The 20,238-nt window shown below is 68.5% G+C and carries 23 protein-coding genes and 1 tRNA gene; 10 read left to right on the top strand and 14 right to left on the bottom strand.

All coding sequences use genetic code 11. The features are described 5' to 3' along the window. Positions 1-2: 2 nt before the first annotated feature. A complete protein-coding gene (locus tag ACQHIV_RS29385) occupies positions 3-539 on the bottom strand; it encodes a CGNR zinc finger domain-containing protein (RefSeq protein WP_427887075.1) in 537 nt (178 codons plus the stop codon). 25 nt (positions 540-564) lie between these two features. Here ACQHIV_RS29385 and ACQHIV_RS29380 point away from each other — a divergent pair, with 25 nt between their 5' ends. Beyond that, entirely contained in the window at positions 565-735 is a 171-nt protein-coding gene (locus ACQHIV_RS29380) for a hypothetical protein (protein WP_427887073.1), read from the top strand. Here the strand turns inward: ACQHIV_RS29380 and ACQHIV_RS29375 are convergent. Genes ACQHIV_RS29375 through ACQHIV_RS29360 form a run of 4 tightly spaced genes read right to left on the bottom strand, consistent with a single transcriptional unit; the run spans position 709 to position 5,210 of the window. Next, positions 709-3,318, bottom strand: coding sequence for an FtsX-like permease family protein (locus ACQHIV_RS29375; RefSeq protein ID WP_427887071.1), 2,610 nt, complete (start codon positions 3,316-3,318; stop codon positions 709-711). The genes ACQHIV_RS29380 and ACQHIV_RS29375 overlap by 27 nt on opposite strands. Beyond that, entirely contained in the window at positions 3,318-4,034 is a 717-nt protein-coding gene (locus ACQHIV_RS29370) for an ABC transporter ATP-binding protein (protein ID WP_427887069.1), read from the bottom strand. Before ACQHIV_RS29370 ends, ACQHIV_RS29375 begins: the two co-directional genes overlap by 1 nt. Continuing rightward, complete coding sequence (locus ACQHIV_RS29365; RefSeq protein WP_427887067.1) at positions 4,031-4,603, bottom strand: helix-turn-helix transcriptional regulator; 573 nt, start codon at positions 4,601-4,603, stop codon at positions 4,031-4,033. Before ACQHIV_RS29365 ends, ACQHIV_RS29370 begins: the two co-directional genes overlap by 4 nt. A gap of 34 nt (positions 4,604-4,637) precedes the next feature. Beyond that, positions 4,638-5,210 carry a TetR/AcrR family transcriptional regulator gene (locus ACQHIV_RS29360; RefSeq protein WP_427887065.1) on the bottom strand — a complete coding sequence of 191 codons (573 nt, stop codon included), beginning with the start codon at positions 5,208-5,210 and terminating at the stop codon, positions 4,638-4,640. Between the two features lie 73 nt (positions 5,211-5,283). On the opposite strand from ACQHIV_RS29360, the gene ACQHIV_RS29355 reads away from it, so the two are divergent. After that, the gene (locus tag ACQHIV_RS29355; protein ID WP_427887063.1) at positions 5,284-5,703 is read left to right on the top strand and encodes a VOC family protein; all 420 of its coding nucleotides are present in this window, start codon (positions 5,284-5,286) and stop codon (positions 5,701-5,703) included. Between the two features lie 114 nt (positions 5,704-5,817). Here ACQHIV_RS29355 and ACQHIV_RS29350 read toward each other — a convergent pair whose 3' ends face one another. The 4 genes from ACQHIV_RS29350 to ACQHIV_RS29335 are packed head-to-tail and all read right to left on the bottom strand — an operon-like array spanning position 5,818 to position 8,851. After that, positions 5,818-6,795: an NAD(P)H-quinone oxidoreductase gene (locus tag ACQHIV_RS29350; RefSeq protein WP_427887061.1), complete on the bottom strand. Its 978-nt coding sequence runs from the start codon at positions 6,793-6,795 to the stop codon at positions 5,818-5,820. A 10-nt stretch (positions 6,796-6,805) separates the two neighbouring features. After that, complete coding sequence (locus tag ACQHIV_RS29345; protein WP_427887059.1) at positions 6,806-7,663, bottom strand: phosphotransferase family protein; 858 nt, start codon at positions 7,661-7,663, stop codon at positions 6,806-6,808. Between the two features lie 33 nt (positions 7,664-7,696). After that, the gene (mobA, locus tag ACQHIV_RS29340; protein ID WP_427887057.1) at positions 7,697-8,236 is read right to left on the bottom strand and encodes a molybdenum cofactor guanylyltransferase; all 540 of its coding nucleotides are present in this window, start codon (positions 8,234-8,236) and stop codon (positions 7,697-7,699) included. A 27-nt stretch (positions 8,237-8,263) separates the two neighbouring features. Beyond that, positions 8,264-8,851: a MerR family transcriptional regulator gene (locus ACQHIV_RS29335; RefSeq protein WP_427887056.1), complete on the bottom strand. Its 588-nt coding sequence runs from the start codon at positions 8,849-8,851 to the stop codon at positions 8,264-8,266. Positions 8,852-8,917: 66 nt separating this feature from the next. On the opposite strand from ACQHIV_RS29335, the gene ACQHIV_RS29330 reads away from it, so the two are divergent. From ACQHIV_RS29330 to ACQHIV_RS29315, 4 genes are all read left to right on the top strand, one after another. Further along, complete coding sequence (locus ACQHIV_RS29330) at positions 8,918-9,709, top strand: carbon-nitrogen hydrolase family protein (RefSeq protein ID WP_427887054.1); 792 nt, start codon at positions 8,918-8,920, stop codon at positions 9,707-9,709. 55 nt (positions 9,710-9,764) lie between these two features. Further along, complete coding sequence (gene cobC / locus ACQHIV_RS29325; RefSeq protein ID WP_427887052.1) at positions 9,765-10,793, top strand: Rv2231c family pyridoxal phosphate-dependent protein CobC; 1,029 nt, start codon at positions 9,765-9,767, stop codon at positions 10,791-10,793. A gap of 127 nt (positions 10,794-10,920) precedes the next feature. Next, positions 10,921-11,745: a hypothetical protein gene (locus ACQHIV_RS29320; protein WP_427887051.1), complete on the top strand. Its 825-nt coding sequence runs from the start codon at positions 10,921-10,923 to the stop codon at positions 11,743-11,745. Positions 11,746-11,960: 215 nt separating this feature from the next. Then, positions 11,961-12,356 (top strand): hypothetical protein, encoded by a 396-nt coding sequence (locus ACQHIV_RS29315; protein WP_427887050.1) that lies wholly within the window; start codon positions 11,961-11,963, stop codon positions 12,354-12,356. Between the two features lie 460 nt (positions 12,357-12,816). Here ACQHIV_RS29315 and ACQHIV_RS29310 read toward each other — a convergent pair whose 3' ends face one another. From ACQHIV_RS29310 to ACQHIV_RS29300, 3 genes are all read right to left on the bottom strand, one after another. After that, positions 12,817-13,416, bottom strand: a complete 600-nt coding sequence (locus tag ACQHIV_RS29310; RefSeq protein ID WP_427887049.1) for a gamma carbonic anhydrase family protein — start codon at positions 13,414-13,416, stop codon at positions 12,817-12,819. 232 nt (positions 13,417-13,648) lie between these two features. Further along, positions 13,649-14,866, bottom strand: a complete 1,218-nt coding sequence (locus tag ACQHIV_RS29305; RefSeq protein ID WP_427887048.1) for an MFS transporter — start codon at positions 14,864-14,866, stop codon at positions 13,649-13,651. Positions 14,867-14,942: 76 nt separating this feature from the next. Further along, entirely contained in the window at positions 14,943-16,181 is a 1,239-nt protein-coding gene (locus ACQHIV_RS29300) for an MFS transporter (protein ID WP_427887046.1), read from the bottom strand. A gap of 253 nt (positions 16,182-16,434) precedes the next feature. Between ACQHIV_RS29300 and ACQHIV_RS29295 the strand changes: the two genes are divergently transcribed. Together ACQHIV_RS29295 and ACQHIV_RS29290 are read left to right on the top strand one after the other, a co-directional pair. Next, positions 16,435-16,523 (top strand) — tRNA-Ser (locus ACQHIV_RS29295). Between the two features lie 1,433 nt (positions 16,524-17,956). Beyond that, positions 17,957-18,499, top strand: coding sequence for an ETEC_3214 domain-containing protein (locus tag ACQHIV_RS29290; RefSeq protein WP_427896587.1), 543 nt, complete (start codon positions 17,957-17,959; stop codon positions 18,497-18,499). A gap of 98 nt (positions 18,500-18,597) precedes the next feature. Here the strand turns inward: ACQHIV_RS29290 and ACQHIV_RS29285 are convergent, their stop codons facing one another. After that, the gene (locus tag ACQHIV_RS29285; protein ID WP_427887044.1) at positions 18,598-18,792 is read right to left on the bottom strand and encodes a hypothetical protein; all 195 of its coding nucleotides are present in this window, start codon (positions 18,790-18,792) and stop codon (positions 18,598-18,600) included. A gap of 271 nt (positions 18,793-19,063) precedes the next feature. On the opposite strand from ACQHIV_RS29285, the gene ACQHIV_RS29280 reads away from it, so the two are divergent. Continuing rightward, complete coding sequence (locus ACQHIV_RS29280; RefSeq protein WP_427887043.1) at positions 19,064-19,399, top strand: helix-turn-helix domain-containing protein; 336 nt, start codon at positions 19,064-19,066, stop codon at positions 19,397-19,399. Between the two features lie 60 nt (positions 19,400-19,459). Here the strand turns inward: ACQHIV_RS29280 and ACQHIV_RS29275 are convergent, their stop codons facing one another. Beyond that, on the bottom strand, positions 19,460-19,618 hold the full coding sequence (locus ACQHIV_RS29275; RefSeq protein ID WP_427887041.1) for a hypothetical protein: 159 nt from the start codon (positions 19,616-19,618) through the stop codon (positions 19,460-19,462). A 27-nt stretch (positions 19,619-19,645) separates the two neighbouring features. Here ACQHIV_RS29275 and ACQHIV_RS29270 point away from each other — a divergent pair, with 27 nt between their 5' ends. Next, positions 19,646-20,224, top strand: a complete 579-nt coding sequence (locus ACQHIV_RS29270) for a hypothetical protein (protein WP_427887040.1) — start codon at positions 19,646-19,648, stop codon at positions 20,222-20,224. Positions 20,225-20,238: the final 14 nt, after the last annotated feature.

Genomic DNA, 20,238 nt, shown 5'->3' with positions numbered 1-20,238 from the left:
TCCTAGGCGTCCGTACTGCGGGCCCGGTGTCGGCGTACGGCGTCCCGGTTGGCGCAGGCGGGGGTGCAGTAGCGCTGGCGGCCGGTGCGGGAGAGGTCGGCGTACACGTTGTCGCAGCCGGCTGTCGCGCACCGGCCGAGGCGGGTGATGCCGCGGCCTGCCAGGTGCAGCGCCGTACCGGTGCTGATCAGCGTCGCGACCAGCCGGCCGACCGGGACGTGGTCCGGGCGGTAGTGCACGTGCCAGCCGTCGCCGGCGTGGTTGGTGAGCCGCGGATGCTCGGTGTACTTCGCGAGCATGGCGTTCACCAGATCCACCCGCGTCTGTTCGTCGGGAGCGTCCACGACTTGCAGCCACTCGTCGAGTGCCGTCCGTACGGCGGCCAGGTCCGCGGCGGTGACGTGCCGGTCCCGCACCAGACGGCTCTCGACGCCGCTCTCCTCGCACCGCTCCGCCAGCTCCTCCGGCGTGTGCGCCGGCCGGGTGACCAGGTTCACCGCGAGCAGCACCGCGTCGGCGCCGTAAGGGTTGAGATGCATAATGCCATTACATCACGATGGTTCCATGACAGACACCCACCGGCACCGCTGGAGCGCGGTCTCCAGCCACCAGGTCAGCGAGGGCCTGGTGGTGTACCAGCAGTGCGCCTGCGGCCAATGGCGCATCACCAGCACACCCCCGTATCCCGTCGCCTACCCCGAGATCGCGCTAATCGACGCGACTGACCATCGGTAGCCGGGACCGCGTGAGCAGCCAGGCGAGCAGGCCGGCGAACAGCGGTACGACGACCACGATGCCGGCGAGCTCCGCCCACGGGACCGTGAAGCGCGGCGACCCGAACGCGGTGTGCGCGGTGTACCCGTACAGCGCGCCGACCCCCACGCCCAGCACGCAGCCCAGCTGACCGAGCACCCACGCCTGGGCCGCCGCGAGCGAGCGCCGGCGCCGTGGCGGGGCACCGATCGCGGCCAGTGTCGCGAGATCGGCCCGGCCCTCGGCGGCCGACAGCGACACCGAGATCGCGACACCCAGCAACGTCACGACGGTGGCCGCGAGCAGGATCCCGATCAGGAACAGCCGTCCCGGGTTCTGGTACCCCTTCTCCACCGTCAGGCCCTCGTCGGACCCGAGCAGCCGGCTGACTGCGGCGAGCTGATCCTTCGACGGATCGCGGGTCAGCTCGAAATGCACCTCGGAGACCCGGACCGTGCCGAGCTTCCGCGCCGCCTCCGGACTGATCAGCGCGGTGTCGCGGAGGAACTGCACCGCTGGCGGTTTGCCGTACGAGACCGCGTCCAGGTTCCGCAGCAGGTGCTCGCTGTCATCGTTGTGCATGGCAACCTTCTGCCCCGCCTGCAACGGAACGCCCGGCAGGACGACCTTGCCGTCCCGCATCCCGGCCGCCACCTGTTCGCCGTACGCGCCGAACGTCGCGACGAACGCCGGGTCCACCGCCAGCAGCGTGAACCCGTCGGATCCCTCGAAGTTCTGCGGCGTCGCGACCGCGAGGACCGGCGTGTAGCCGTACTGGTTGGCCTTCGCGTTCGGCAGCAGTACGTCGCCGAGCTCGTACTGCTGCCGGACCGGCAGGATCCCGTCCAGGCTGGTGATCAGCTCCGGCCGGTACGTCAGCGCCCCCGGGACGCCCTGATCGAACCGCAGTACGGCGTTGCCGTGCTTGCTGACCGCGACGTAGTTCGCCGCGTCCGCCGCGATCGAGTTGGCGGCGGCGAACGCGACCGCCGCCGTACCCGCGACCGCCATCATGATCGCCGCGGTCGCGGGACCTGTCCGGTGCCGGTGCCGGGACGCGTCGCGGAGCGCCATCCGGCCGCTCAACGGCAGCATCCGGGCCAGGCCGGCGGCCTTCGCGACCAGGCTCGGCAGCATCCACACCAGCGCGATGACGGCGGCCGTGATCCCGAGCAGCACCAGCGCGATCGGGCCGTTCGGTGTCGCCGTCGCTTGGTTGCCCAACTGTGAACTCCGCGCCGACTTCAGCGCCGCCCCGAGCTGGGCGCTGCCCGCGAACACGCAGACCAGTCCGACGGCCAGCAACACGACGGCGACGATCCGGATCCGCGCCGCCTTCGAGGTCACCGTGAACCGCCCGGCCAGCGCCGCCATCGGTGCCTGCCGGCCGGCGCTGATCGCCGGTACGACGGCCGCCGCGAGCCCGGCGCCGACCCCGAGGACCGCGATCCCGGCGATCGTCCCCCACGGGATCTGCCAGGCGGTGAAGATCGAGTCGGTCATCGCCTCCCAGAGCGGCTTCGCGCTGAACACGGTGACGCCCGCGATCACGAGTCCGCCGAGCACCCCGACCAGCCCGGCGAACAGCCCCTGCGTCACGACGATCCGCCGTACGTCGCCCGGCGTACCACCGGCGGCCATCACCAGGCCGAGCTCCCGGGTCTGCCGGCGCGCCCCGACCGCGAACGCGGTCCCGGCCAGCAGCACGATCTCCAGGATCCCGAACCCGATCACCAGCGCCATCGCGGCGTACGGACCGAGATCGGCCGCGGAGGTGCCGTACGGCGACGGCGGCGGGTCGATGATGGTTGCCCGCGGCAAGAGAAAGAGGCCCTGGTCGACGAGCTTCGCACCGAGTTGATCAGAGTCGACCGCATCCGGCAGGTCGACGAGGTACTGGACGGTGCGGGTCGGGTCAGGCTCGGCCAGGGCGTTGTCCGGCGTACCGAAGACGGTCGGCGTGCTCTGGTTGGTGAGCATCCGGGCGATGCCGACCACTGTGTACTTCGTACCATCGGCGCTCACCACGGTGTCGGACGACCCGAGCTTCTTCGCCAGCGCAGGGGAGATCGCGACCTCGTCGGCCTTCGCGGGCATCCGCCCCTTGTCCACCTTGACCGTCCCGGTGGCCAGCGGATTCGCGCCGTCGCCGACGATCAGCGTGGCGGAGGTCCGCGAGTCCGCGGTCCGCAGCTCGGCCATCCCGGAGTCGACGAGCTGCCGCGCGACTTTGCTCCCGGGCGGCAGCAGCGGCAACGGGTCGAACGTACTCGGTGTCCGTACGGCCTTGTCATGCCCGTCGGCAGGCGGCGGCTCGCCGTAGATCTCCTGCCCCGGCGTGACCTGGACCTTGTCGTACTGCGTGACGTCGAGCCGCGCGTCGGCGCGCCCGATCGTGTTGTTCGCCAGCGCCTCGCCGCTCGGACTCGCGGTCTTCAGGACGATGCCCAGCCAGGTCGCGGCCAGCACCGGCAGCCCGATCAGCGCCGCGACGAGCAGCGTCCGCCCGAGCGATCTTCGCGCCGTCCGCCGAGCGATCCGTAGCGGCGGCCCCCACTGGCCCATCAGTTGCTCTCCTGCAGCAGCGCGTCCGCGTCGAGAAGCGGCCCCGACTGGCCCACGAGTACGCCGTCGCGCAGGTAGACCACGCGGTCCGCCCAGGCGGCGTGGCGGGCGTCGTGCGTGACGAGTACGCCGCCGATGCCGTGCTGGTCGCAACGGTCGCGGAGCAGCCGCAGTACGGCCTCACCGGTGTCCGAGTCGAGCGCACCGGTCGGCTCGTCCGCGAGCAGCAGGCGGCGCTCGCCGACGATCGCGCGGGCGATCGCGACCCGCTGCCGCTGGCCGCCGGACATGTCGTCGGGGAAGCGGTCCGCGAGGTCGCCGATGCCGACCTCCTCCAGCGCGGTGACGGCATACTTGCGGGCGCTGCGGCTCCGCGTGCCGTCCAGTTCGAGCGGTAGCGCGACGTTCTCGGCGGCGGTGAGGGCCGGGATCAGGTTGAAGTCCTGGAACACGTAGCCGATCCGGCGCCGGCGGAGCGCGGCCACGGCGTTCGTGCCGAGGGTCGCCAGGTCGTTGCCATCGACAAGCACCTCGCCACTGGTCGGGCGGTCGAGACCGCCGGCGCAGGTCAGCAACGTCGACTTGCCGGAACCGGACGGGCCCATGACGGCGACCAGTTCGCCGGCGGCGACGCCCAGATCCACGCCACGCAAGGCGTGTACGGCCTGCTCGCCGTCGCCGTGGGTCCTGGTCAGGTTGCGGATGTCGAGGATCATGAGCGGGTCTCCTGTTCCTCCGGGGCGTCGTACTTCTGCGGCACGGCGCGGGGTTTTCCGCGGTGGCGTAAGAGCATTGCCTCGCAGTGGTCGAGCCAGCGGATCTCTGCCTCGGCGCCGAAGATCATCGACTCGATCACGAGCTGCCAGGAGATCTCGGCCTCGGCGCTGTTCCGCTTCAGCCGGGTCAGCTCCTGCAGCGACTGCATCGTCGACATCCGCTGCCGCTGGACCACGGCGCTGACGTCCACACCCGGTACGGCGAGCGCGAGGGCGAGCTTGATCGCGAGTTCGTCGCGTGGCCGGGACTCCCGGGTCACCGGCGTCGCGAACCAGTTCGCCAGCTCGGTCCGGCCGGCGTCGGTGATCTCGTACATCGACCGGCCGTCGCCCTCGCTGGACGCGGCCCGGACCAGTCCGTCGCGCTCCAGGCGGGTGAGCGTGGTGTAGACCTGCCCGATGTTCAGCGGCCAGGTCGCCCCGGTGGCGGCTTCGAACTCGCCGCGCAGCTGGTAGCCGTACTTCGGCTCGTCCTGGAGCAGCGCCAGCAATCCATGCTTGATCGACATGGATACCGAGTATGCATACTGGGTATGCGAGTCGTCAATCCTCCCGGTTCAGGCGGCGGACCAGACGCTCGGTGATCGCGTTCACGTCGTACGGACGGCCGGTGCCCGGGGTCAGCTGGTCGAGCATCAGGCCGTCGATCGCGAAATGCAGCAGCCGGATCTCCTCGGCGCCGCCCGGCAGGCCGGCGTGCGCGTGGAACGCGACGTCCGCGTCGAACCCCTGCCGGAGGGTGCGGGACAGGATCTCGTGCAGGCCGGGCCGGCGGGCCGCTTCGAGGCGGAGCTCGAACAGGGCGAGCGTGAGGTCGGGGCGGGCGAGCAGCCGCTCGACGATGTAGTGCACGTAGTCGATCGCGAGGTCCAGGCCGGGCTCGCGCTTCGCCAGCGGTTCGAGGACGGCCTCGTCGGGGGCGAGTCGTTCGAAGATCCGCTCGCCGAGCGCGCCGAGCAGCGCGTCGCGGGACTTGAAGTAGTTGGACGCCGTACCGGCGGGAAGTCCGGCCGCGGCGTCGACGGCGCGGTGGGTCAGGCCGCGGGCGCCCTGGGTGGCGAGTACGTCGAGGCCGGCGTCGGCGAGCTGGGTACGGCGTTCCGGATTCGCGGGCATGTTGACAGCGTAGCAGGAGATCCACTACAACTGTCGTACACAACAACGACAGCTGTAGTACTTAGGAGAATGTATGCAACCCGCAGCATTCGGCGCGACCGTGGTCACCGACCGGCCCGCGGACGTCGCCGCCTTCTACACGCAGTACCTCGACCTGCAGGTCGGGATCGACCTCGGCTGGTTCATCACGGTGCGCCGCGGTACGGCGGACTGGGAGCTCGCGATCATGGAGCGCGGCCACCCGACGATCCCGGCGGCCGTATCGGCACTCCCCGAGACCGGCAATGTGTTCGGCTTCGTCGTGGACGACGCCGACAAGGTCGCCAACGCGCTCCGCGAAGGCGGCGTACGACTGGAGGGCGAGCCCGTGACGGAGCCCTTCGGCCAACGCCACTTCTTCGTCCGTGACCCGGCCGGGACGTGGATCGACGTTATCCAGTTGGTCGAGCCCGACCCGGAATGGGCCGCCGCCAACCTGCCGACTGCCCCATGAGCCGACGGTGCGGATCTCCAGCACTCACCAAGTCGGTGTGCGCCACGCGCAGACCGACGTGCTGAGCGTGGGACGACGGCGGAGCCGTCCGTTGGTGAGTGCTGGAGGTCCGCGTCAGATGGTGAGGAGCACCTTGCCGAGCTGGGTGGACTGTTCGAGGGTCTCGTGCGCCTTGGCGACCTCGGCGAGCGGGAACGTGGAGTGCACGATCGGGCGGACCGTCTTCTCCGCGACCAGCGGCCAGACATGGCCGACCACCTCGGCGAGGATCCGGCCCTTGTCCTCGACCGACCGGAACCGCAGACCGGTCGCGATCACCGACCCGCGGCGGCTCATCAACCGGCCGAGATCCAGCTCACCGGTCGCGCCGCCCTGCATGCCGATCACCACCAGGCGCCCGTCGAAGGCGAGCGTCTTCACGTTGTCCGACAGGTACTTCGCGCCCATGATGTCGAGGATCACGTCGGCGCCCGCGCCCTTCGTGGCCTCCTTGACCACGGACGGCCACTCGGCTTCCTTGTAGTTGATCGCGACGTCCGCGCCGAGCCGGGTACAGAACTCCATCTTCTCCCGGGACCCGACCGTGGTCAGCACCCGCGCGCCGTGCGCGACACCGAGCTGGATCGCCATCGTCCCGATCCCGGACGATCCGCCGTGCACGAGCAGCGTCTCGCCGGCCTTCAGGTGCGCGGTCATGAAGATGTTCGACCAGACCGTCGCCACGACCTCCGGCAGCGCGGCCGCGCTGCCCAGGTCGACCCCGTCCGGCACCGGCATCACCTGCGGCGCCGGTACGACGACCTTCTCGGCGTACCCGCCGCCGGCCAGCAGCGCGCAGCACTCGTCACCGACCGCCCAGCCCTCGACCTCCGCGCCGACCGCGGCGATCCGGCCCGACACCTCGAGCCCGATCGTGCCGGGCGCACCGGGCGGCGGCGGGTAGAAACCCTGGCGCTGCAGCAGGTCGGCCCGGTTCACGCCGGCCGCGACGACGTCGATCACGACCTCGTCGACAGCAGGCTCCGGGTCCGGGATCTCGCCGATCCCGAGCACGTCGATTCCGCCGGCACCATCACACACGACAGCTCGCATGCCGCCCAACTTACTGGACCAGCTTCTCCATGTCCTGGGCGATGCTGTCGAGGTAGGTGGTCTCGCCTATCGACTTGAACCAGTCCCAGAGTTCGAGCGAGTGGTACAGCCGGTAGAGGTCGATCCGGTCCTGCGGTACGGCGCCGTACCCGTCGTACAGGCCGGCGAGTTTGTCGGCGTTGTCGTGTGCGGAGTACTGGATCGTCTTCGCGAGGTCGACGAGCGGGTCGGCGGCGATCGCGTTCTCGACGTCGATGAAGCCGTTGATCCGCCAGGTCGCTGGGTCCACCAGGATGTTGCCTTCGTGGAAGTCGTTGTGGCAGAGGACAGCGGCCTCGTTGTCCGCGAACAGGTGCTGGTGGCGCTCGACGTGGTCGGCGATCTTCGCGTGAAGCTCCGGGTTGCCTTCGAGTTCTTCGAACTCGCGGAGCTTCTTGGCGAACTGGCGGCGCATGTACCGGTCGTTGTCCGGCAGCGGGTCGAGGATCTGGTCGGTCAGGTAGCCGTACTCCGGTTGCCCGATGGAGTGGATCTTCCGGAGCAGCCCGCCAAGCTGCGCGTACGTCGTACGCCAGTCGGCCGGTTGTGTCTGCGAGAGCGGTACGCCGTCGAGCTTGCTGAGAATCGTGACGCCGTCGCCGACATGCAGCACCTTCGGCACCTGCCCGCCGACCGCGGGTTCGAGCATGCGGTAGACGTGGACCTCTTTGGCCTGCTTCCAGCGCCACTCGGGCGCGTAGACCTTCACGATCACCGGGTCGTCCGCGGTCTGCACCTCGTACACGGTGCTGAGCTGCCCACCGGTGCGCTCCGTAGTTGTGCCGGCCTTGACGTGGAGTGCGTCCTCGACCAGTTGCGCGACATCCATGCAGACGAACCTACGGGCACCGTCCAGCGGTTTTCAGCCGTCGAGATCAGCCCAGGTGTCGACGTCGTCACCCGCATGGGACGGCTCAGTCCAGGCGAGGTCGAGCCCGGCGAGAGTACGCCGTACCGACTTGTCCCGCGGATCCCCCACCTGGGCAATCGCCCCCGCCAACGCACCGCGCCGATAAGCCGCCGCCAACCACTGCTCCCGCCCACCCCCATCCCGCAACCCAAACCCATCCCGCGGGCCCAGCCCGTCGACCAGCGTCTGTACGTCGGCGGCGGTGATCCACGGCAGGTCACAGCTGACCACCACAACAACCGGCGCCACGCCGTACCCCAGCCCCGCAGCCAGCCCGGCGACCGGCCCCCCGGAAGGCGGCTCCTCCAAGGTCCAGCTGACCTCCCGGCACGCAGTACGCACCGGCCCTACCACCACAGTCGCCACCGCCCCCGCCGTCGCCGTCAACACCCGATCCAGCAACGACACCCCATCCAGCACCAGCATCGCCTTGTCCACACCCCCGAATCGCGTGGACCCACCCCCGGCCAACACCACCGCGTCAAACTCCACCCCCGCAGTCTCCCACCCCCGTACCGTTCAGTCGTGGGGGACGAGGGCCTCGCGTGCTCGGTGCATGCGTTCGCGTTCCTCCGGCGTCAGCGCCTCCATCGCCTGTCGGCGCCGGGCCGACATCGCTTCGAGTTCCTCCGCGGAGAGGCTCTCGGTGAGTTGGCGGCGGGTCTCCGCCAGCTGCTGGAATTCCTGGTGCGTCAGTGTCCGGTTCATAGCTGTTGTCACCTCAATGAGCTCGATGAGTGTTTGAGCGGACGGTTCAGCCGTCTTCTCGAGTCCGTCCAGCACGCCGAGCAACTTGTCCCGGACCTGCGTCGCCGCCGCGAGTTGCTCCTCGACGACCTCGAGTTGCGTCCGGATCAGCGCGCGCGGATCCGTCAGCTCCCCGTCGAGCACCTGCCCGATCTCCGCCAGCGCCAGCCCGAACCCGCGCAACGCGACAATCCGATGCAGCCGCCGTACGTCGGTCGCGTCGTACTGCCGATGCCCGGACGCACTCCGCCACCCCGGCCGCAGCAAGCCGATCTCGTCGTAGTGATGCAGGGTCCGGACGCTGAGCCCCGTGGCGTCGGCCAGTTCGCCGACCCGCCAGGTCCTGTTCTCGATGTCCATGTCCTCGACGGTAGGTCCTGCCGTAACGGGAGGTTCAAGCCCCGCGTTGTGCGGCACCATGGAGAGATGAGGATCGCCGTGGTGCAGACCGCCAGCAGCTACGACAAGGCCGCCAACCGGGACCTGGTCACCCGCCTGGTCGCGGACGCGGCACACGGCCGGCCGGACCTCGTCGTACTGCCGGAAGCGATGATGTCCGACTTCGCCGTCGAGGGAGAGTCGGTCGCGGACGCCGCCGAGTCCCTGGACGGGGAGTTCGTCGCGACGCTCCGGAAGGCGGCCGTCGAACACAACGTGGCGATCGTGGCCGGCATGTTCGAGCTCAGCTGCGACCAGCACCGCCCGTACAACACCCTGCTCGCAGTGGGCGCAGACGGCGTACTGCTAGGCGCTTACCGCAAGATCCATCTGTACGACGCCTTTGGGTACAAGGAGTCCGACCAGCTGACAGCAGGCGACGTAGCGCCGGTGGTGATCCAAGTCGGAGACCATCAGCTCGGGCTGATGACCTGCTACGACCTACGTTTCCCGGAGCTGTCCCGTGCGCTCGTAGACGCCGGCGCCGAGGTACTGGTCGTCCCAGCCGCCTGGGTCCGTGGACCGCTCAAGGAACACCACTGGACCACCCTGCTCACGGCACGCGCCGTAGAGAACACCTGCTACGTCGCAGCAGCCGCACAGAACGGTAAGAAGTACTGCGGCCTCAGCCAGGTCGTAGACCCGCAAGGCATCGCACTGGCCTCCGTAGGCGAGTCGGACGGGATCGCGTACGCCGAGATCTCCGCCGAGCGCCTGGCCGACGTACGCAAGCGGAACCCCTCCCTGCAGAACCGCCGGTACTCCGTCACCCCGCGCTGACCAGTGCGCGGACCGCCTGGTCCGGAAAACCCGCTGACACGTTAGCCTCCTGAGCGTGCTGGATGGGTTTGATCTGGAACATCACGGCGATCTCGAGGTCGGCGAGGGGCTCGTCGACCTCGCCGTCAACGTCCGCGCGGGCACCCCGCCGCCCTGGCTGCTGGCCGCGATCACCGAGAGCCTCACGGACTTGGCGGCGTACCCACGGCCTGATGCCGCGATAGCTGCTGTCGCTGGACGGCACGGGGTCGCGCCCGACCGGGTACTGCTGACCGCGGGTGCGGCGGAGGCGTTCGTGCTGATCGCGCGGGCGTTCCGGCCGCGGCACCCGGTCGTGGTACACCCGCAGTTCACCGAGCCGGAGGCGGCGCTCCGTTCGGCCGGGCACCTGGTCGACCGCGTGATCCTGCGGCCGGAGGACGGGTTCGTGCTCGATCCCGCCGCCGTACCGCGCGACGCCGATCTGGTTGTCATCGGCAACCCGACCAACCCGACGTCGGTACTGCACCGCGCCGACGACCTCCGCGAGCTCGCGCGGCCCGACCGGATCCTGGTCGTCGACGAGGCGTTCATGGACGCCGTACCCGGCGAGCCCGAGTCGCTCGCCGGCGCGTCGATCCCCGGGCTGGTGGTGGTCCGGAGCCTGACGAAGACGTGGGGGCTGGCCGGGCTGCGGATCGGGTACGTCCTCGCGCACGCGAGCCTGATCGAGCAGTTGGCCGCGGTCCAGCCGCACTGGCCGGTGTCCACTCCTGCACTCGCGGCGGCGATTGCCTGCAGCAACGAGCGTTCCGTGGTGGAGGCGGCCCAGGCGGCGCTCGACATCGAACGGCAGCGTGTCCATTTGCTTGACAGTCTCGGTACGGTTCCGGGCGTTTCGGTGTACGGCCTACCGCGGGCGCCGTTCGTTCTCGTGCACGTGCCGGGTGCTGTGGAGGTGCGGGAATCCCTGCGTACACAGGGTTTCGCGGTACGACGGGGCGACACGTTCCCCGGGTTGGGGCCAGACTGGTTGCGGATCGCCGTACGGCCGGAGGATGTCACCGATGGATTTGTGAAGGTGCTGTCGGATCTGGTGCGGTGACAATCGAGTCGGCGCTGTAACGCGGCGGAGGGTTTAGCCGAGGTCCACTTTGCGCACAAGATGGCCAGGTGCCCGTTCGGTTTCACTGGGCAACTTCTTTCTGGCCGTTCGCGAAGGGAGCAGCACAATGGGTCTCAATGACGACGACATGAACACCTCCTCCGAGAACCAGGGCGGGTACGGAGGCTCGAACGACGGCGAACGGTCGGAGGGCGGCTACGGCTCGTCCGGTGAGTCGGCTTCGCCCGGTGGTGGCTACGGCGACTCGTCCGAGGGCGGCTCCCGCGAGGACACCGCGGACGGCGGCGCCGATGGTGGAGCCGGCGGGTACGGGGGCGGTGACTCCGGCTCCGGCGGTGGCGGCGGTTACGGCCAGGGCGGTGACTCCGGTGGTTCCGGTGGCGGCGGTGGCTATGGCGACGGCGGGGACTCGGGCTCGGGTGGCGGTTACGGCCAAGGCGGTGACTCTGGCTCGGGCGGTGGGTCCGGCGAAGGGTCTGCGGACGGTGGAGCTTCGCGAGGTGGCCAGGACGACGGCGCCGATGGTGGAGCCGGCGGCGGGTACGGCAGTGGTGGTGACTCCGGCGGTTCCGGTGGCGGCTATGGCGACGGTGGGGACTCGGGTTCCGGCGGCGGCGGCTACGGCCAGGGTGGCGACTCCGGCTCCGGTGGAGGCGGCGGCTACGGCGAAGGCTCCGGTGGCGGAGACGGCGGCGGCCAGGGCGGTGGCGAGCGCAGTGACCAGGGCGGTGGCTACGGCGAAGGCACTGGTGGTGGGGACGGCGGTGGCCAGGGCGGCAGCTACGGCGAAGGCTCTGGTGGTGGCCAGGGCGGCGGCTACGGCGAAGGCTCTGGTGGTGGCGACGGCGGTGGCCAAGGTGGGGGCTATGGCGGCGGCTCGGGGTCTGGTGGCTCGGGCGGCGACGGCGGCGGGAACTCCGGAAGCTGGTGAGTCCGGCGCCGGAGGCCGGGCCGTTGCACGATGACCGCCCGGCACTCCGGCGCTGTGTGGCCGGCGACCTCGACGAGTTCGCCACCTCCTACTGAGGTTCCCAGGCGCTGCTCACCCCCGCGCCCGACCTCCCCGCGCCGTACGACGACCTGTTCAGCCTCGACGCGGAACTCCACTCCCGCCGAGGCCTGCGAACCCCGTTCCTGCGGATCGCCATGAACGGATCGGTTGTCGTAGACAACCAGTTCACCACCCCGGCCGCTGCCGGCGCGGAGATCACCGACCAGTCGACGCTCGGCCAGGACGTCACCCTCCCGGCACCGCTCGACCCGCACCTGACGTTCCGCGACGACAAGGTCGCCGCGCTGTTCGCGGAACGCCCAACGCCTTCACGGACCGCCTGCGGCGCCGTACCTCGTCCAGCAACCGCCCCGCGCCACTCGCGCCTCTCGCCCACGCCGCAGCGATCGCCTCGCTCGCCGTCGGGACGACGGCCCGCCTGCGCGTCGGCCTCCGCTGCCGCCTGCTCCCCGGCGACCCGCTCGTCCTGCAACTCCCGGACCGAACGATCACCTTCCCGCCCAGTACTGCGGCAGACGTCGAGCAGCTGATCTCCGGCGTCGACTGCGAGGTCGGTGAGCTGCCCGGGCTGAACGAGCCCGACCAACTGGTCCTGGTACGCCGTCCCTCACCGAAGCCGTCCTCGTCGCTGACCGACCGCTGACCGACCGCTGACCGACCGCTGACCGACCGCTGACCGACCGCTGACCGACCGCTGACCGACCGCTGACCGACCGCTGACCGACCGCTGACCGACCGCTGACCGACCGCTGACCGACCGCTGACCGACCGCTGACCGACCGCTGACCGACCGCTGACCGACCGCTGACCGACCGCTGACCGACCGCTGACCGACCGCTGACCGACCGCTGACCGACCGCTGACCGACCGCTGACCGACCGCTGACCGACCGCTGACCGACCGCTGACCGACCGCTGACCGACCGCTGACCGACCGCCCGAAGCCCGGCTGCACATCCCGGGCCGCTCCGGCGGTTCGGGTTCGATCGGCTCAGCTTGGATCCAGGTCGCGGTCCGTGGCGTGTGCACCGTAGTACTCCGACTGGCGCGCCATGATCTCGCGCATCGGCGTGCCGCGGGGCACGCCGTACACCGTGCCTGGGAAGTCCAGTTCGCGTTGGATCTGCCACAGCTCCTCGTGCCGGTCCGGGGAGAAGAGCTGCGCCGGGTTGCCGGCCGCGATCCATCCGATCGGGAGGACCGTGCCTGCTGCCAATCGCGAGTTCACATGCAGCACGCTGTTGATCCGGAGCTCCGCGCCTGCGCCGGCGACGGAACCGGGGAACAACGCAGCGCCCGTGGCGATGAAGACCTCGTCCTCGACCGTGGCGCCGTTGACATGCGCATGGGGACCTACCAGAACCGCGTCGCCGACCACTGCGGGATGATCCGCCCGGCCGCGCACCAGGGCGTTCTCCATCACCACACTGTTCTCGCCGAGCCGGACCTCGCCGTTCTCCGCCGTCAGCACCGCACCGTGCAGGACTCTGCTGCCCTCGCTCAGGACGACGGCGCCGCAGAGCACGGCCGATGGGGCGACGTACGCGGAGGCAGGCACGACCGGCCGGTGGCCGCGGTGCTCCATCAACATCTGTCGGTGTCCTCTCCTAGCCTGACCTCCTCAAGCTGTACCCGATCTGCGTGCGGACTCTCCACTGCCCGGGTCCTCACAACCCCGGGCGGCGGTGTCCGCCGGGCCGTCCACGTCGAGGTGGGAGGCTCGGTCCGCCGGACAATCCGGGGTGGAGAACCGCGAACTGAGCCAACATTAGAACAGATGTTCGATCGAACGCAACGCATCCTGACAGGTCAGGAAACGCCGCTCAGATCCGCCCTGCGCTCAGCCGCGGAGCGACCCGCGCGAGCACGTAGATCGTCAGGCTCGCCACCAGCGCCAGCCCCGCGAGCACGACCCACGGCAGCTCGTGGTGCACCTCGAAGAGCTGTGCGAAGAACCCCGGCGCCAGCACGCTCGAGAACGTGAACGAGTACTGCCAGTACGACAGGTACTTCCCGCGCCCGACCTCCGGCGAGATGGCGGCCGACAGTGCGTTGTTGGTCGCCGCGTGCAGCACGTCGGCGAACGCGTAGCAGGCCGTAGCCAGCACCAGCGCCGGTACGACCCACCCGCCCGGGATGTGCACTTGTAGCGCCATCAGCAACGCCCAGGCGGCGTACGTGATCCCGGCGACCACCATGACGTTCGTACGGCGGCGCCGCTCGGTGTGGCGTACTACGAGCGTCTGGCCGGTCGCCAGTACGACGGACGTCGCGGCGATCAGTACGCCGACCAGCCACTTCGGCACTGTCAGCGCCTCCGTGACGTACACGGGCATGCCGACGCCGAGCATCATCGTGCAGAGCGCCAGCAACGTGTTGGCGCCGATCAGCACCAGGAACGTCCTGTCTTTCCGCAGCAGTGGAGCAGGGCCACTGTCTTGCGTGGTGCGCTCGTGGTGCGACGGGTGCAGACGCAGGAGCAGCAGACCGGCCAGGTAGAAACTCACGGCGTTCACGGCCATCGCAACCAGGAACGGTCCGTTGCCGCCAATGGCCAGCAGCCACCCGGCGGCCAACGCGCCGATGGCCAGACCACCCGCCTGCATCATCCCGCCCAGCCCGAACCACTTGTCCCGCTCGCCCTCGTCGGCGACGTCCGCGAGCAGACTGAAGATCGCCGACCAGAACGCCCGCTGCCCGGTGGCCATCACGAGCGAGCACAGGAACAGCAGCCAGATCGACCGTCCCAGGAAGAACCCGGTGAACGCCAGTCCCTGTGCGAACTGTGCGCCCACCACGATGTTCCGCGGGCCGACCCGGTCGACGATCACCCCGACGACGGCCGGCGCCGCGATCGAGAACAGCGTCGCGACCGTCAGCATGATGCCCGCCGTGCCGAGCGGGATGTCCGCGACCTTGTTGAAGTACAGGAGCAGCAGCGGGCCCGCGCAGCCGCCGCCGAACGAGTCGATCGCCAGACCGGCCAGCAGCGGGACCCGCCCGCGGACGTTCGGGAGGCCGAGTGACGCGGCTGCGGGCATGGCGAAGCGCTCCCATCGGGTCATCTCGGCGGCTGGCGAACACTAGCAAGCGTTCGCCGGCCCCTTCCAGCCGATTTCACTCCGTAGCGGGCACTCGCCGTACCGCAACGTGTCGCAACGGACGCCATGCCACCAGCGTCGTCACCACCATCGCCACGAAGGCGATCGCGAACGGAGCAGCCAGCCCGAACCGTTGCGCCAGTACGCCGCCCAGCGCCGAACCAATCGCAGCACCGCCCACCGAGGCCAGGAGATACACACTGTTGACCCTGCCCATCAACTGCTCCGGAGTGGCTAGCTGACGCGTAGTAGTCGAGACAATGCCCCACACCACCGCGTGGACGCCGAACACGGCCATGGTCGCGCCGGCCACCCATGGGTCCCTGGTGAGCGCCAAGATGAGGTGGATGGTCGTCTCTATGACCAGCCCGACCCGGAGCAGCGTCACCGCGCCGACCCGCGGCTCCAGGAAGTGGTACGCCGGCATTCCGAGCACGCCGCCCACCGCGCCGACCGACACGAGCAGACCGAACTGGGTGTCGGTCAACCCGAGCCGCTCGCGAGCGAACAGCACCCAGGTCGCGAAGGCCGCGCAGAAGGTGATGTTCATGACAAGAATCGACAGGGCCAACGTCCGTACGCCGGAGTGCTGCCAGAGCCACCGGACACCTTCACGTACTTCGTCCCAGAGCGCCGCACGCGTAGCAGGGTCGGGCAACGGCGGCCGTACGGCGACTCGCGCTACGAGAGCCGCGGCTGCTGCAAAGGTGACTGCGTTGAAGACAAGCGGGATGCCGGCACCAGCAGCGAACAGCAACGCACCCAACGGTGGTCCACCGAGTTGCTGAAGCACCGTGCCGCTGGCGAACAGCCGTGCATTCGCCTGGCCTAGGTGCTCCTTAGGTACGGCGCTAACGAGCAGTGCGCCGGATGCGTTGTCTGCAAGGGTTTCTGCGGTACCTAGCAGGAACAGGGCAGCGTAGACCGCCCAGAGCGGAGAAGTGTGGAACAGTACGGCGGCACCGAGCGCGGCCAGCACCAGTGCGCGAAAGGTGTCAGCGGCAACGATCATCAGGCGCCGGTCGAGCCGATCGACGAGGACGCCGCTGAACAGCGCGAACAGCAGCCACGGCAGCTGCTGCACGAACGCGGCGGCTCCGACGGCCGCCGGCTGGGTGGTGATCGAGGCGACCAGCAACGGCCCGGCGGCGAGCATGGCGCCGTCGCCGAGGTTGGAGATGATCGCGGCCGGGAAGATCTTGCGGAAGTCGCCACCGAGCTCGGCCGGAACGACGTACGCACCAAGGGAACGCATCTGAACTCCTGAGGGCATGACGGAACGACGGGACACCGGCTTCTCCAGCCGGCGGTCCGCCCGGTCAGCCGCGTCAGCGCACCGACCGGACGGTGTGTGCCATGTCCTCGAACGACGTAGACATTGCTCCCACCTCCGTCCGTACCCGCGACGACCCCGCCGCTCCGCACACCGTACCGGCCTACCCCCGCCCCCGCACTCCGATTCCGCCCACGCTCCCTGCGCTATCCTCGACCTTCGGCGGAGTCCGCCTGGAGGGTTCGCATAGTGGCCGAGTGCGCTGGTCTTGAAAACCGGTATGGCGGGTGACCGTCATCGTGGGTTCGAATCCCACACCCTCCGCTCAACCTGACCATCGATCAGCCGCTGACCTACGGAAACGCCGTCACTGCCGGATCGGGAACGTGTCAGGCCGTCATCGGCCCTGTCCGGCCAGTCCTGGGCAAATGCGGCTGTTTGTGCCCGCATTGTGCCCGCGTTCGACGAGGACTCTGCGACCGACCGAAGCAGCTAGATAGGCCGTCCCAAGGTCCTCCACCCCGTCCCGCACGTTTCAGCATCGGTACAGCCGGTCCGCTGAAGCATGGGGGGCGGAGCTGGGGACACGTGGGACACAGTCCGCCCGGTGTCGTCCCAGACAGCTCAGCAGGTCGGCGCACCTGCTAGGACAGTGGGATAGCTGGGACAACCACAACTGCAAGCGCATGCATGCCGCGCCGCTCACTGCAAGACGACACGCCCAAAATGGATTTCAAGTGGGAGATTCTGCCAGGAGCGATGGGAACGCAATTTGACGCAACGTAACGCAACAGAACGCAGAGTTTGTGTCGTCCTGGCTACCGGCTGGTCGCTCAGGGTGGCGCCGTTTCACGACGCGATGCGGCGCCGTCGTCGGCGTCCCGGTTTTGTGCAGCTCACTCGGTACGCTCTTCTCACTGGCGACCGGGGAAAAACCGATTACCTCGGCCAGGTCCTGAAAGGAGTCCGTCCTATGGCCAAGCCCACTGGCAGGCATCCGCCCCCTGGCGGCGGAGAAGGACGTAAGAACCGCCGGAAACGCAAGAACCGAACCTCACTGCCCCACTGGTTAGCCCTCGCGGTGCAGATCGGTTCGGTTCTAGCAACCCTCATCAGGTTGTTCCGTACCTTCTTCTAACTGGCCTTGGGGTCTGCTCTCGTTCCAGCGGGAGTGGGCCCCTCGGTCGTCAAGTCGAAAGTAACACCCTCACGGTAACCGAAATGCAGCCGGTTGGTGCGCATTGAAGCGCGTTGGAGCGCTGTGAGGCGGTTTGATCTGCTGACCGGCGATCCGCCTTGTCACGAGTGTTGGAGCCCTGAACGTCCAGGTGCCCTTCGATGTGGTGCCTTGGGTGGGCTGGAGAGCCGATCCGTGGTGGAGATCGCTGTGCAGCCGGGCTCGCGAGTTGGCTGCAGTCGACGAGCCAGATTGTCGGACAGGGCGTTACTCTCCCGCCTGGCGGCCGATGGACCGGGAGGGACTGGCGGCGGCAACGCAACTCATCGGTCGATCTGTTGGGGGAAGGAGTGTTCTCGACATGTGGAAATGGCTTGGTGGGGCAGACAACGTAACCGCGACCGTGGTCGCACTCTTCGTCCTTCGCGGCACCCTTGCGGGAGTCTGGAATCGGACGGGTGGACGGCGGCAGTCGATTCGATCGGCAATCTACGGGATTGGCATTGGAGTCAACGAGGAGTACCTGCTCAGCCTGCTAGGGTCCCCGGTCTACACTCAGATAGACTAGGACGTCGTCAGACTGGTCTGGGTCAATCCTTACGCACATATCTCGATACTGCTCGAGAATGGCGCTGCCACCGGCTACGCCGTGACTGTTGTCGACAAGACATTTCGCCTCGACTTACGAAAATTCTCGTTCGACCACTTCCGTGGCCGTCTTGGTTCGGTTACGTACCAAGGCGCTGTCCTTGCGGATCACCAGCCCAGGCGTGCAGCCCTTTTCGCTGGCGCTCGACGTATGAGCTATTTCGAGACTCACTACTTCGGCAATCCTGGCGGATACTTGCACTACGTTCTTGCGTGGAGCGACAGTTCTCGTGTCGGTCATTTCGAGCTGCCGCCAGACGGCGCAGAGGGAAAGATTGGTAGCGACGAACAGAACGAGGCAGCGAGGGCATACGTCCACAGGTTTGGTCGTCCAAATACTGTCGGCGTCTACCAGAGCGAGGCCTCCGCGACTCCCGCCGCGCTCGATCTCGACACCTACAGGTTGCTGCCGCTGAATGAGTCGGCCTGGTTGCGCCTGGAGCGGACTGTCATCCGGTTCTTCAGGCCGTTCTGAGCCATGTCGCATACGGCCTAGCTCAGAGGGAATCGCGGGTGGTGCGGTCAGGTCGGCAAGGCGGGGGAATCACGGTCTTACATGCCGACCTGACCGGACTAGGGACGCAGCTCTCTGCGGATCCGGGCTGCAAGGTTTCGCACGTCGCCTCGCGTGATGATCGACGTGGGGTGATCGGTCAGGAGCCGGTCAACGTACTCGGCCGCCGTCCAGATGCCTCCGTCAAAGCCCTCCTCATAGCCACGTCGCCAGGGCGAGTAGCGGTTGAGAAGGCGGCGGATCTTGCGGCGCATCAGTCGTCCAGCCGCTGCGAGCCGGTCTCATCCCGGTGATAGCCGTGGTGATGGCCGAGGACACAACTCCGACCGCTCGTGGGGTTCTTCCCATCGCAGTCGATGTCTTGTGCAGCCCGCAGGATTGGCCACCCTGCAGCGTCTCTCTCGGGTCCCCGTGTCGTTTCGGTCATGTCCAGATCCTGATCGACGCGGCGCCTCGGATCGATCATTCCCGCGTATCCCTCGGCATCGGGAGACAGGGATACAGAGCGTGGGTGACACTGAGGTTATGTCGTTCGGGAGCCGCCTCCACGAGTACCGCGACCATCGCGGTTGGTCGCTGGGTGACCTGTCACGTGCGACGCACTTCAGCCGGTCCTACCTGTCGAACATCGAGAACGGTCGGAAGCCCGCGACCGCCGAGGTCGCGCGGGCATGTGACTCGGCACTGCGGGCGAAGGGCGAACTGATCGCAGCGGCCCGCCAGGACGCGACAGCGAAGCTCAACGACACGCCCTGGCAGACGGCCGAGCTGGTCTCACGCCTGCAGGCATCGGACACGACACCGAACACGATCGAGGCGCTGCACTCGACCGTCGAGGAGCTGTGCTGCCAGTACAACTGACGCGACGCCCTAGAACTCCGTCAGGAGGCGCACGAGTGGCTCCAGTATGTCGGCAGCCTCCTACGCCGTCCCGTTGGCCTGCGAGCGCATACAGATCTGCTGGTGGCCGGCGGTTGGCTTGCCCTGCTTGCGGGTTGTGTCGAGTACGACCTCGGGATGGGCACAGCCGCGGAGTCGACGCGGGTAGCGGCCGCGCAGCTCGGCGCGGAGGCAGGGCACCCGGAGATTGTTGGGTGGGGTCACGAGATGACCGCGTGGTTCGCCCTGACCCAGGGACGGTTCCGGCAGGCCGTCGAGGCATCGCGACGCGGGCAGGCTGTTGCTCAAGGCACCAGCGTTCAAGTGCAGCTCCTCGCCCAGGAGGCGAAGGCGCGGGCGCGCCTCGGCGAATCTGGGCTGTCGACCTTGCTTGAGTCGGGGCGTGATCTGCTTGAGGAACTGCCGTACCCGGACCGGCCAGACAACCACTTCAAAGTTGATCCCGCGAAGTGGGACTACTACTCCATGGACATTCACCGGATGGCGCAGAACAACGCGCAGGCGAGCGAGTACGCCACTGCCGTCATTAACGACAACATCTCGCCGGACGGCAGTGAGCTAAGCTCCATGCGGATCTCCGAGTGCAGGCTGACGCTCGCGTTCGTCGCTGAGCGCTCGGGCGATCTAGAGCAGGCCGTCGGTCTCGGAGTCGAAGGACTGAAGGACGGTCGGCAGAGCAAGGTTCACCTGCGAATGATCGCAAGCGAGTTGGACCAGGAGTTACGTCGGCGATTCCCCAACGAAGAGGCCGTGATTGGCTTGGAAGAGGCGCTTCGCGCCGTCTAGACCACGAGGACCGC

The organism is Kribbella polygonati (assembly GCF_050320105.1).
Lineage (GTDB): Bacteria > Actinomycetota > Actinomycetes > Propionibacteriales > Kribbellaceae > Kribbella.
This window is presented reverse-complemented; position numbering and strand designations above follow the sequence as displayed.